This is a genomic window from Aquirufa sp. Wall-65K1 (assembly GCF_054558475.1).
The window spans coordinates 1-255 of the sequence record NZ_JBPXKD010000029.1 but is presented as its reverse complement, the minus strand read 5'-3'; the positions used below and the strand labels follow the sequence as shown (position 1 = coordinate 255).

At 44.3% G+C, this 255-nt stretch carries 1 protein-coding gene; it reads right to left on the bottom strand.

The window, feature by feature from the left end; all coding sequences use genetic code 11:
* A partial coding sequence (locus ACST15_RS12565; protein WP_459454999.1) for a hypothetical protein occupies positions 1 to 255 on the bottom strand: 255 nt, incomplete at both ends.

Below are 255 nucleotides of genomic sequence, written 5' to 3'. Positions count from 1 at the left end.
GTGGACGTCACTGTCACATTTGTAGTGGCAGCACTAAAGGTTGTTACCGTATTCCCAAAAGCATCTTGTGCCGTTAAGGTATTCGTTCCTGTAAAGTTGCTTCCATTAATTTGTGGACTAGCCAAACTTACTGCCAATTTATTAAAGGCAGCTGCGCTGACCGTCACATTCAAAGTTCCACCCGTATTCGAATTGATTGCTCCTTCTGTCGCATTCACCGTAGCCGATTCCGCTCGATATAAAATCATCGAACCT